Here is a 10,607-nt window from a genome sequence, read left to right as displayed (position 1 = left end):
GAGGATGGGGCCCTGGAGCGCTTCCTGGCCATAAGCGAGCTCGTGCCCCCCACGCTTCCCGAAAGCCCGCTTTCCCCAAGGCCCCTGGCCTACGGAACGTTGGCCGCCCTGGCGGTGCTCCTCCTAGGGCTGCTCTGGGTGTTTTTCTCCGCTGCGCTCAGGGAGGAGGGAGGCTAGGCCCCCTCGAGGCGCCACCTGGGGCCCTCTTTGGTGTCCTCCACCACCACCCCTAGGGCCTTCAGGCGGTCGCGGATACGGTCGCTCTTGGCGAAGTCCTTGGCCCGCCTGGCCTCCTCGCGGAGCTCCAGGAGAAGGGCGATGAGGCCCTCGAGGAGGGGCCCCGAGACCTTTTCCTCCAGGACCCGCTCCGGGAAGATCCCCAGGATCCCTTCCCCCAGGGTGTGGAGGAGGGCCTCGGCCCGGGCGAGGGAGTCCGCTTTCGCCTCGGGGAGGAGCCGGTTGAGCTCGGGGAGGAAGGTGAAAAGCGCGGCGATGGCTTCAGGGGTGGAGAGGTCGTCCTCCATGGCCTCCATGAAGGCCTTCTCCAGGGCGTCCAGGGCCCGTTCCAGCTCCGGGGTGGCGCCGGGGGGGGCCTGGCGCCTTTGCCCGCGCACCTCCCGGTAGGCCTGGAGGAGGCGAGTATAGCCCCTCTTGGCGCTTTCCAGCCCCTCAAAGGTGAAGTCCATGGGGCTCCGGTAATGGGTCTGGAGGAGGTAGAAGCGCACGGCCATGGGCTCGTGGGCCTTGAGGAGATCGTGAAGGGGGACGAGGTTCCCGGTGCTCTTGGCCATCTTCTCCCCCTCCAGGAGGACGTGGTTGTGGTGCATCCAGTGCCGGGCGAAGCGGAAGCCCGCCCCCTCCGCCTGGGCGATCTCGCACTCGTGGTGGGGGAACTGGAGGTCTATCCCTCCGGCGTGCAGGTCAAACCCCTCCCCCAGGTACTTGAGGCTCATGGCGGTGCACTCAATGTGCCAGCCGGGGTACCCCTCCCCCCAGGGGCTTTTCCAGCGCATGAGGTGCCCGGGCTCGGCCGCCTTCCAGAGGGCGAAATCCAGGGGGTCTTCCTTCTCCTCCCGCACCTCCACCCGGGCCCCCGCCCTTAGCTCCTCGGGCCTTTTCCCGGAAAGCTTCCCGTACTCGGGGAAGGCCCGGACCCGGAAGTAGACGCTGCCTTCCCGCACGTAGGCCAGGCCCCGCTCCAGAAGCCTGTCTATGAGCTCCCACATCTCCGGGATGTGGCCCGAAGCCCGGGGGGCGATGGAGGGCCTGAGGACGTTCAGGGCCCCCAGGGCGTCAAAGTAGCTCCAGGTGTACTTCTCCGCCACCTCCATGGGCTCAAGCCGTTCCAGCTTGGCCCGCCGTTCCACCTTGTCCTCCCCCTCGTCGTCCTCGGTGAGGTGGCCCACGTCGGTGATGTTGGAGACGAAGCGCACCTTGTAGCCAAGGTGAAGGAGGTAGCGCCTTAGGACGTCGTAGACGATAGGTCCCCGGGCGTGGCCCAGGTGGGGGTCGGCGTAGACGGTGGGGCCGCAGACGTAGATCCCCACGTGTCCGGGAACGGCGGGAACGAAGGGTACCTTGCGCCTTTGCATCGTGTCGTAAAGGACCAGGCCCATATGGGGGATTATAGGGCCCATGGCATAATGGCGGGGTATGGGAAGGATCCTGAGGGGCCTGGCCGGGGAGGGAAGCCTTAGGGTGGTGGCCGCGGAGACCAGGGATGTGGTGGAGGAAGCACGGCGCCGCCACGGCCTTTCCCCCACGGCCACGGCCGCCCTGGGCCGGGCCATGACCGGGGCCCTCCTCCTCGCCCAGCTTCTTCTTAAGACCCCCAAGGAGCGCCTCACCCTCCGGGTGGAGGGGACGGGGCCCCTCCGGGGGATGGTGGTGGAGGCGGATGCCTTTGGGAACGTGCGGGGCTACGTGAAGAACCCCCAGGCCGAGGTGCCCCTTCGGGAGGACGGAAAGCTTAACGTGGGGGAGCTTGTGGGAGCTGGGGTCCTTCGGGTGGACCGCAGCCTGCCAAGCGGCGAGGTCTACACCAGCGCTGTCCCCTTGGTCTCGGGGGAGATCGCCGAGGACCTGGCCCACTACCTCTTCCAGTCGGAGCAGATCCCCTCGGCGGTCCTCCTAGGGGTAAGGGTAAAGGGGGAGGGCGAAGTGGAGGTGGCGGGGGGGGTGGCGGTCCAGGTGATGCCGGGGGCTAAGGAGGAGGTCCTCGGCCGCCTCGAGGCCAACCTCGAGGCCCTCCCCGGGATCACACCCCTCCTCCGGGAAAGGGGCCTGGAGGGGGCTTTAGAGGCCCTGCTAGAGGGCCTCGGCTTCCAGCGCACCGACCTCCGCGCCCTGGGTTACCCCCAAAACGAAATCCCGGCCCGCTTCCAGTGCCGCTGCACCCGGGAGAAGGCCCTGGAGGCCTTGGTTTTCTTCACCCCCGAGGAGCGGGAGGAGATGATCGTGAAGGACGGGGGGGCGGAGGTGGTCTGCCACTGGTGCGGGGAGGTTTACCGCTTCTCCCCAGAGGAGATCCGCACCCTGGTGGCCGAGGTGCGCTGCCCGGACTGCGGGGCGCTCTGGCTCTACCCCAAGGGGGACGGCACCCTGATCCGCATTGAGGGGGAGACCTGCCGCTGCGGGCGGCGGGTGGAGCTTCCCGGAAGGCGGGCGGAGGCGTGAAGAGCCTCACGCTCCGCCTCCTGCCCTGCCCTCGGGCCGCCAGCGGAGGAGGTGGCGCTCCAAGCGGTCAAAGAGGAAGAAGAGGAGGAGGACGAAGAGCACGATGAGGGCGATCAGGGCCAGGGAGAGCTTGGCGTTGTAGGTGCTTTGGGCGAAGGAGAGGAGGTAGCCGAGCCCCCGGCTTGCGGCCACGAACTCCCCCGCCACCGCCACCTTCAAGGAGGCGGCCCGTGGAGCAGAAGCGAAGGATGGGGGCTCCCTGCTGGTAGGCCTGGAGGGCGGCGTCCAGGCTGGTGGCGGCGTAGTCCACCGCCCGGCCCACCAGAAACGGCAGGGCCTGGCTTCCCCCCCGGGCGTAGACCAGCTCCACCTCGAGGCCCTCCTCAAGGCCTTCCCCCACGCCCCCTGCCTCCGGGTCCGCCTCACCGTGGCCGAAGGGGGATGGCTTTCCGAGGCGGGGCCCTACACCCTCCCTCCCCTCCGCCTGTACCGGGAGGGGGTCCGGGTCCACCTCACCCCCTACCGGGTCCACCCAGACCTCGCCCCCTTCAAGACGGGGAACTACCTGCCCTACCGGCTGGCCCGGAAGGAGGCGGAGGCGAGGGGGGCCTTTGAGGGGCTTCTTTTGGACGCCTTGGGCCACGTGGTGGACGGCAGCCGCACGAGCCCCCTCCTTTACCGGGAGGGAAGGCTTTTCGTCCTTCTGGGGGGCCTCGAGGGGATCACCCGGGAGAAGGTGGCGGAGGAGGCCCGGAGGCTCGGCCTTAAGGTGGAATGGGTCTACTTGCCTCCCGAGGGGCTGAAGGGGGTCCTTCTCCTTGCGGGAAGCGGCGTGGGCCTCCTCCCGGTGGGGCCGCCTCCTCCCGAGCTCCTTCCCCTCTTGGAGCGCTTCCTCCCCGCCTGCTATACTGAGTAGCGGTACGGCCAGCCCAAGGGCGTTGGGCTGGTGGCCCTTTTTCCACGGGAGGAAGCATGAAGAAGCCCGTCTACCTAACCCCCGAGGGTCTAAAGCGCCTTCAGGAGGAGCTGAACCACCTTAAGACCGTCAAGCGGCAGGAGATCTCCGCCGACTTTGAGCAGGCCCTGGAGGAGGGGGACCTCCGGGAAAACGCCGGCTACGACGAGGCCCGGAGGGCCATGTGGCAGAACGAGGCCCGCATCGCCAAGCTGGAGGACCTCCTTTCCCGGGCGGTGGTGGTGGAGGGGAACGGCTCCTACGAGGAGGTGGCCTTGGGCTGCCAGGTGGAGCTGGAGACGGAGACCGGGGAGAGGCTTTCCTTGGCCATCGTGGGGAGTCACGAGGCGGACATCTTCACCGGAAGGATCTCCGACGAGTCGCCCCTGGGGCAGGCCCTCCTGGGCAAGAGGGTGGGGGACGTGGTGGAGATCCGGGGCAGGAAGGGCGTTCAGGTCTACACCATCTTGGAGATCAAGCCCCTATAGCCTTGGCCGAGCGCAAGGGACCCAGGTGCTCCTCCGCGTGGGCCTTCAGGGCGAGGAAGAGGCGGTCCAGGGGGGCCTCCTCCAGGTAGGGGAGGGCCTCCCCGCCGGGGAGGTGGAGGGCGGCCCTGAGGGCCTCCACCCCTTTTTCCCCCAGGTAGACCCCTTCTTCCCCGAGCCTTCCCCCCGCGAGGCGGAGGCCGGGGCCCAGGAGGCTCGGGGCCAGGCCCCCCGCCTTCACCACCCGCCACCCCGCCCAGACCAGGGGGAGGAGGGGGTTTTCGTGCTTGGCGATGCCCCGCAGGCCCGAGACGAAGACGGGGTAGATCCGGGGGGCGGCCTCGGGCGAGGCCAGGCGGTAGGCCAGCTCGGCCAAAAAGGAGGCGAGGAGGAAGCGCCTGGGCTCCTCCAGGCCGTGGAGCCGCCCCAGGAGTTCCGCCTGGGTCAGGGTGGGGAGGCCCTCCTCCTTGGCGTAGACCTGGAAGCGCACGTGGTGGAAGAGGGAAAGCCTTCCCGCGCGGCCCGTGGGCCGCTGGCCCTTTCTGGCCACGGCCTCGAGGCTGCCCCTGGGGGTGAGGAAGCGCAGGAGGAGGTCCCCCTGGGGCTTGGCCTTCCGGCCCACCACGATGCCCTCCTCGAGGCGGTAGCGCTCCACCCCTTTCAGTGTATGCTGGGGACATGGAGCGGACCTTGCGCGACATCCTGGAGTGGGTGGTCCTGGGCCTTCTCGTGGTGGTGGGGGTGCTCCTGGCCCTGTGGGTGGGAGGCTGGGTCTTCACCTTTTTGGGCAAGGTCCTCCTGGCCCTCTCCGGCCTTATCTGGACCCTCCTCGTCTACACCATCCCTGTCCTCATCGTGGCTGCCATCGGCTACGGGGTGATCTACCTCCTGCAGCGGCGCACGTCGGAGCGCTCCTAGCCCTTGACAGGCTGAGCCGTTGGCCTTTATGCTCCCCTTAACCCAAAGGGGGCTTTTATGGATAGAAGGGTTTTGTTGCGGCTTGGCACCTGGCTGGGGGCGGGGGCGTTGCTTCGGGCCCAAGCGAACGAGCGGGTGGAGTACAAGGAGTTCAAAAAGGAGACCCCCATTGCGGTGGTTTACCATGTGGACTTTGGGGATCCCAACCGCTTTGGCCAGGCGCTCACCAACATTGCCAACCACCTTTCCGTGTATGATAACGATCCTTTCAAGATCAAGATCGTGGTGGTGGCCCATGGGGCTGGGGTCCAGTTCTTCTTGAAGGACCTGGAGGGTACCCCATGGGCCCAGGCGCAGTACGACCGAGAGGCGCTGTTTTCCCGCGTGCATCAGCTGGCGCAGCTGGGGGTGGAGTATTACCTCTGCGAGATTACCTTCACCCGCAACCGCATCCCGAAGGAGAAGCTCCGTTCCGAAGCCTTCTTGAAGTGGGTGCCCTCGGGGGTCGGGGCCTTGGGAGAGCTCCAGGCGAAGGGGTACGCTTACATCAAGGTGGGCTGAACCAGGGCCTCTGTTCTTGGGGCATATAATGCCCCCATGCGGCTCCTCTTCATCGGGGACGTGATGGCGGAGCCAGGCCTCCGGGCGGTGGGCCTTCACCTCCCCGACATCCGCGACCGCTACGACCTGGTCATCGCCAACGGGGAGAACGCCGCCCGGGGCAAGGGCCTGGACCGCCGCAGTTACCGGCTTTTGCGCGAGGCGGGGGTGGACCTCGTCTCCTTGGGCAACCACGCCTGGGACCACAAGGAGGTGTACGAGCTTTTGGGCAAGGAGCCCGTGGTGCGCGCCCTCAACTACCCCCCGGGCACCCCGGGAAAGGGCTTTTGGCGCCTCGAGGCCTCGGGGGAGAGCCTGCTTTTCGTCCAGGTCATGGGCCGGATCTTCATGGACCCCTTGGACGACCCCTTCCGGGCCTTGGACGCCCTTTTGACCAAGGAGCAGGCGGACTACGTCCTGGTGGAGGTCCACGCGGAGGCCAGCAGCGAGAAGATGGCCCTGGCCCACTACCTGGACGGGCGGGTGGCCGCCGTCCTCGGCACCCACACCCACGTGCCCACCCTGGACGCCACCCGCCTGCCCAAGGGCACCCTCTACCAGACGGACGTGGGAATGACCGGCACCTACCAGTCCATCATCGGGGGGGAGGTGGAGACCTTTCTGGCCCGCTTCCTCACCGGGCGCCCCCAGCCCTTCCGCGCCGCCGAGGGAAAGGCCCGCCTCCACGCCACGGAGCTCGTCCTGGAGGGGGGCAGGCCGGTCTCCATCAGCCCCTACGTGTGGGAAGAGCCGTGAGGGAAGCCCAAGCCGACTCCTTTGACCTCCTGAGGGCCGAGGTGGACCTCCTGGGCCGCCTTCTGGGGGCGGCCATCCGGACGGTCTCTGGGGAGCGCTTTTATGGCCTTGTGGAGGAGGTGCGCGCCCTCTCCAAGGCCCGCCGCCAGGGGGACGAGGGGGCGGGGGAGGCCCTTTGGAAGCGGGTGGGGACCCTCTCCACGGAGGAGGCCGAGGCCCTGGTGCGGGCCTTCACCCACTACTTTCACCTGGTCAACCTGGCGGAGGAGCGCCACCGGGTGCGGGTCAACCGGCTTCGGGCCCAGGCGGAGACCCTGGAAAACCCTAGGCCCGAGGGCTTCCTGGCCCTGGCCCAGGCGCTGAAGGCCCGGGGGCTCTCCCTGGAGGAGGCCGCGGCCCACCTAAACCGGCTGGAGCTCCTCCTTACCTTCACCGCCCACCCCACGGAGACCCGCCGCCGCACCCTCCGCTACCACCTGGAGCGGCTGCAGGCGGAGCTGGAGGCGGGGGAGAGGGCGCGGGTGGCGGCCCGGGTGGCCCTCCTCTACGCCACGGAGGAGGTGCGCAAGGCCCGGCCCAGCGTGGAGGACGAGATCAAGGGGGGGCTTTACTACCTGCCCACCACCCTGTGGGAGGCCGTCCCCCGGGTGGTGGAGGGCCTCGAGGCCGCTTTGGAGAGGGTCTACGGGAAGAGGCCCCACTTGAGAAGTCCCGTGCGCTTCCGGAGCTGGATCGGCGGGGACCGGGACGGGAACCCCTTCGTCACCCCCGAGGTCACCGCCTTCGCCGCCCGCTACGCCCGGGAGGTGGCCCGGGAGAGGGTGGGGGAGGCACTGGAGGCTTTGGTGCGGGACCTTTCCCTCTCCGAGGCCAAGGTCCCCGTGCCCCGCGAGGTGCGGGAGGGGGGAGAGGGGGTGGAGCGCTTCCCCGGGGAGCCCTACCGCCGCTTCTTCGCCCGGCTTTACCGGAGGCTTTCCCAGGGCGAGGTTTCCACGGAGGAGCTCCTTAACGCCCTGCGGGTGGCGGAGGGGGGCCTCCGGGCCGTGGGCCTTTTGGGGGTGGTGGAAGGCTTTCTCAGGCCCCTGGAGGCCCGCCTCACCGCCTTCGGCCTGGAGCTGGCCCCCCTGGACCTGCGGGAGGAGTCGGGGAGGCTTTTGGAGGCGGCGGCCGAGCTCCTCCGGGTGGGCGGGGTCCACCCGGACTTCCTCGCCCTTTCCAAAGAGGAGAAGGAGGCCCTCCTCACCGAGGAGCTGAGGACGGCAAGGCCCCTTCTGCCCGTGGGGGAGGCCCCCCAGGGGGAGGCCCTCAAGGTGGCCCTCGGGGCCCTGCGGGCCTGGGGGGACAAGGGGGGCCACGTGGTCTCCATGACCCATCACCCCGCGGACCTCCTCAGTGTCTTCCTCCTGGCCCGGGAGGTGGGCCTCTACCGCCCCGGGAGGCCCCTTCCCTTTGACGTGGTGCCCCTCTTTGAGACCCTCGAGGACCTGCAAAGGGCCCCGGAGGTCCTAAGCCGCCTCCTTCACAACCCCGTCTTCCTGGCCCACGCCCGGGGCAGGGGCGGGGTGGAGGTGATGATCGGCTACTCCGACTCCAACAAGGACGCGGGCTTCCTCATGGCCAACCTTGCCCTGTACGAGGCCCAGGAGGCCTTAAGCCGGGTGGGGGAGGAGAAGGGGCTTCCCGTCACCTTCTTCCACGGGCGGGGCACCTCCACCGCAAGGGGCGGGGGTCCTGCGGGCCGGGCCATCGCCAGCCTGCCCCCGAGGACCGTGGGCCGAAGGCTCCGCCTCACCGAGCAGGGCGAGGCCCTGGCGGACCGGTACAGCCACCCCGACCTGGCGGTGCGCCACCTGGAGCAGCTCCTCTTCCACTTCGCCCAGGCCGCCCTCGGGGACGGGGTGGAGCCCAAGCCCCACTGGCGGGAGGCCCTCTCGCGGGCGGGGGAGGAGAGCATGGCCCGCTACCGGGCCCTCCTCGCCGCCGAGGGCTTCTTCCCCTTCTTTGAGGCCCTCACCCCCATCCGCGAGATCGCCGAACTCCCCATCGCCAGCCGCCCCGTCTACCGCCGCGGCCGGGTGCGGGACATAAGGGACCTGAGGGCCATCCCCTGGGTCATGGCCTGGACCCAGGTGCGGCTGCTCCTGCCTGGCTGGTACGGGCTTTCCGCCCTCGAGGCCATCCCCCTTTCCCTCCTCAGGGAGATGTACCGGGAGTGGCCCTTCTTCGCCACCACCCTGGAGAGCGCGGCCATGGCCCTGGCCAAGGCCGACCTCGGGGTGGCCCGCCTCTACCTGCGCCTGGTCCCCGAGCCCCTCCACCCCCTCTTCCACCGGATCGCGGAGGAGTACCTCCGCACCCGGGAGCTCCTGGAGGCGGTGTTCCAGGCCCCCCTCCTCCACAACCAGAAGACCCTGGACCGGCAGATCGCCCTCAGGAACCCCTACGTGGACCCCATCAACATCGTGCAGGTGGAGCTTCTTCGCCGCTACCGCGCCCCCGGGGGAAGGGAGGACGAAGGGCTGAAGCGGGCCCTCCTCCTTTCCCTCCTGGGGGTGGCGGCGGGGCTTAGGAATGCCGGCTGAGGCCAGGGGGTAAGATGGGGCCGATGGAACCCCTTGGCCACCACCAGGACCAGCGGGTTGGGGTCTTCGTGGACACCCAGAACCTCTACCACTCCGCCCGGGACTACTACGAGCGGAACGTGAACTTTGAAAGCCTCCTGCGCTACGCCGTGGGGGGGCGGCGCCTGGTTCGGGCCACCGCCTACGTGGTGGAGAAGGAGGGGGACACCTCCGCCTGGCCCTTCATCTACAAGCTCTCCACCATCGGCTACCGGGTGCGGCGCATGTACCTTACCCTGAAGGAGGTGGGCGAGGGGGGCAGGCCCATCTACGAGGGCAACTGGGACATGGGCATCGCCGCCGACATGGTCCGCCTCATGCCCTACCTGGACGTGGTGGTCCTGGGCAGCGGGGACGGGGACTTCGTGGAGATCCTCGAGGTCCTGATGGAGCGGGGCATAAGGGTGGAGGTCATCGCCTTCCGCGAGACCACCGCCCAGAAGCTTATTGACGCCGTGGACCGCTTCACCCACCTGCCCGACATCCCAAACCCCTTTATGGAGCCTAAGGCGGCCGAGCGCTAGCCATGGAGGGCCTCGAGGCCTACGACTACTTCCTCCCTCCCGAGCAGATCGCCCAGGAGGGCGCCGAGCCTAGGGATGCGGCCCGGATGCTGGTGGTCTATAGGGAGGGCCCCTTCCGGGTGGAGCACCAAAGGGTGCGGGACCTGCCCGAGTTTTTGCGCCCCGGGGACGTCCTGGTGTTCAACGAGAGCAAGGTGATCCCGGCGAGGCTCCTGGCGAGGAAGCCCACGGGGGGCCGGGTGGAGATCCTCCTGGTGCGGGAGCGTGCCCCCGGGCTATGGGAGGCCCTTTTGGGCCCTGCCCGGAAGGCCCCGCCCGGCACGAGGCTGCTTCTCCTCTCCCCTGAGGACCTAAGCCCGGTGGCGGGTTTGGAGGCGGAGGTGGTGGGGGTGGAAAGGGACGGGGTGCGGCTCCTCCGCTTCCAGGGGGACCTCCTGGCCCACCTCGAGGCGGTGGGGGAGGTGCCCCTTCCCCCCTACATCCGGGCCAGGGTCCCTCTGGAGCGCTACCAGACGGTTTACGCCCGGCGCCCGGGCTCCGTGGCCGCCCCCACCGCCGGGCTCCACTTCACCCCGGAGCTTTTGGAGAGGCTCCGGGGGATGGGGGTGGAGCTCCGCTTCCTCACCCTCCACGTGGGCCCGGGCACCTTCCGCCCGGTGAAGGAAGACCCCGAGCGGCACGAGATGCACCCCGAGCCCTACGAGATTCCCGAGGAGACCGCCGAGGCCATCCGCCGGGCCAAGGCCGAGGGGAGGCGGGTCCTGGCCGTGGGGACCACAGTGGTCCGGGCCCTGGAGAGCGCCTACCGGGAGGGGGAAGGGATAGTGGCGGGGGAAGGGGAGACCCGGCTCTTCATCCGTCCCCCCTACGCCTTCAAGGTTATAGACGGCCTCTTCACCAACTTCCACCTGCCCCGCTCCACCCTCCTCATGCTGGTGGCGGCCTTCCTGGGGCGCGAACGTACCCTAAAGGCCTACCGCATCGCCGTGGCCGAGGGCTACCGCTTTTATTCCCTGGGGGACGCCATGCTGATCCTGTAGGGGCCTCCCCCCAGCCCCTGGATGGGCTGGCT

Annotated in this window: 11 protein-coding genes and 1 pseudogene; 9 read left to right on the top strand and 3 right to left on the bottom strand. The window is 69.0% G+C overall.

Annotated elements, in window-relative coordinates; translation table 11 throughout:
• Window positions 1-173 precede the first annotated feature (173 nt).
• Window positions 174-1,616: a cysteine--tRNA ligase gene (gene cysS / locus H531_RS0107710; RefSeq protein WP_022798779.1), complete on the bottom strand. Its 1,443-nt coding sequence runs from the start codon at window positions 1,614-1,616 to the stop codon at window positions 174-176.
• Window positions 1,617-1,653: 37 nt separating this feature from the next.
• On the opposite strand from cysS, the gene hslO reads away from it, so the two are divergent.
• Window positions 1,654-2,676 carry an Hsp33 family molecular chaperone HslO gene (gene hslO, locus H531_RS0107705; RefSeq protein WP_022798778.1) on the top strand — a complete coding sequence of 341 codons (1,023 nt, stop codon included), beginning with the start codon at window positions 1,654-1,656 and terminating at the stop codon, window positions 2,674-2,676.
• Window positions 2,677-2,682: 6 nt separating this feature from the next.
• Here hslO and H531_RS0107700 read toward each other — a convergent pair whose 3' ends face one another.
• Entirely contained in the window at window positions 2,683-2,895 is a 213-nt protein-coding gene (locus tag H531_RS0107700; RefSeq protein WP_022798777.1) for an ABC transporter permease subunit, read from the bottom strand.
• 118 nt (window positions 2,896-3,013) lie between these two features.
• Between H531_RS0107700 and H531_RS12950 the strand changes: the two are divergent.
• Both H531_RS12950 and greA read left to right on the top strand, forming a co-directional pair.
• Window positions 3,014-3,592 (top strand): annotated as a pseudogene (locus H531_RS12950) (aminotransferase class IV); the annotation flags it as partial.
• Window positions 3,593-3,648: 56 nt separating this feature from the next.
• Window positions 3,649-4,119, top strand: a complete 471-nt coding sequence (gene greA / locus H531_RS0107685) for a transcription elongation factor GreA (RefSeq protein ID WP_022798775.1) — start codon at window positions 3,649-3,651, stop codon at window positions 4,117-4,119.
• Here the strand turns inward: greA and recO are convergent.
• A complete protein-coding gene (gene recO, locus H531_RS0107680; protein WP_028490729.1) occupies window positions 4,106-4,771 on the bottom strand; it encodes a DNA repair protein RecO in 666 nt (221 codons plus the stop codon). The two genes, greA and recO, sit on opposite strands and share 14 nt — an antisense overlap.
• A gap of 23 nt (window positions 4,772-4,794) precedes the next feature.
• Between recO and H531_RS0107675 the strand changes: the two genes are divergently transcribed.
• From H531_RS0107675 to queA, 6 genes are read left to right on the top strand one after another with little or no spacing between them, the layout of a single operon-like run.
• Window positions 4,795-5,034 carry a hypothetical protein gene (locus H531_RS0107675; RefSeq protein ID WP_028490728.1) on the top strand — a complete coding sequence of 80 codons (240 nt, stop codon included), beginning with the start codon at window positions 4,795-4,797 and terminating at the stop codon, window positions 5,032-5,034.
• 57 nt (window positions 5,035-5,091) lie between these two features.
• Entirely contained in the window at window positions 5,092-5,595 is a 504-nt protein-coding gene (locus H531_RS0107670; protein ID WP_022798774.1) for a DsrE family protein, read from the top strand.
• A 36-nt stretch (window positions 5,596-5,631) separates the two neighbouring features.
• Window positions 5,632-6,390 (top strand): TIGR00282 family metallophosphoesterase, encoded by a 759-nt coding sequence (locus H531_RS0107665; RefSeq protein ID WP_022798773.1) that lies wholly within the window; start codon window positions 5,632-5,634, stop codon window positions 6,388-6,390.
• A complete protein-coding gene (locus H531_RS0107660; RefSeq protein ID WP_028490727.1) occupies window positions 6,387-8,972 on the top strand; it encodes a phosphoenolpyruvate carboxylase in 2,586 nt (861 codons plus the stop codon). Before H531_RS0107665 ends, H531_RS0107660 begins: the two co-directional genes overlap by 4 nt.
• 23 nt (window positions 8,973-8,995) lie before the next feature.
• On the top strand, window positions 8,996-9,535 hold the full coding sequence (locus H531_RS0107655) for a LabA-like NYN domain-containing protein (RefSeq protein ID WP_022798771.1): 540 nt from the start codon (window positions 8,996-8,998) through the stop codon (window positions 9,533-9,535).
• Between the two features lie 2 nt (window positions 9,536-9,537).
• Window positions 9,538-10,575 carry a tRNA preQ1(34) S-adenosylmethionine ribosyltransferase-isomerase QueA gene (queA, locus tag H531_RS0107650; RefSeq protein ID WP_022798770.1) on the top strand — a complete coding sequence of 346 codons (1,038 nt, stop codon included), beginning with the start codon at window positions 9,538-9,540 and terminating at the stop codon, window positions 10,573-10,575.
• Window positions 10,576-10,607 lie beyond the last annotated feature (32 nt).

The organism is Thermus islandicus DSM 21543 (assembly GCF_000421625.1).
GTDB classification, from domain to species: domain Bacteria; phylum Deinococcota; class Deinococci; order Deinococcales; family Thermaceae; genus Thermus; species Thermus islandicus.
Note: the sequence above shows the minus strand (reverse complement) of the source record. Positions and strands in the feature narration are given on the sequence as shown.

Bases quoted from the DNA above. Each gene is read 5' to 3' on its own strand.
- cysS (WP_022798779.1), bottom strand. From the start codon at position 1,616: ATGGGCCTGGTCCTTTACGACACGATGCAAAGGCGCAAGGTACCCTTC.
- hslO (WP_022798778.1), top strand. From the start codon at position 1,654: ATGGGAAGGATCCTGAGGGGCCTGGCCGGGGAGGGAAGCCTTAGGGTG.
- greA (WP_022798775.1), top strand. From the start codon at position 3,649: ATGAAGAAGCCCGTCTACCTAACCCCCGAGGGTCTAAAGCGCCTTCAG.
- H531_RS0107675 (WP_028490728.1), top strand. From the start codon at position 4,795: ATGGAGCGGACCTTGCGCGACATCCTGGAGTGGGTGGTCCTGGGCCTT.
- H531_RS0107670 (WP_022798774.1), top strand. From the start codon at position 5,092: ATGGATAGAAGGGTTTTGTTGCGGCTTGGCACCTGGCTGGGGGCGGGG.
- H531_RS0107665 (WP_022798773.1), top strand. From the start codon at position 5,632: ATGCGGCTCCTCTTCATCGGGGACGTGATGGCGGAGCCAGGCCTCCGG.
- H531_RS0107655 (WP_022798771.1), top strand. From the start codon at position 8,996: ATGGAACCCCTTGGCCACCACCAGGACCAGCGGGTTGGGGTCTTCGTG.
- queA (WP_022798770.1), top strand. From the start codon at position 9,538: ATGGAGGGCCTCGAGGCCTACGACTACTTCCTCCCTCCCGAGCAGATC.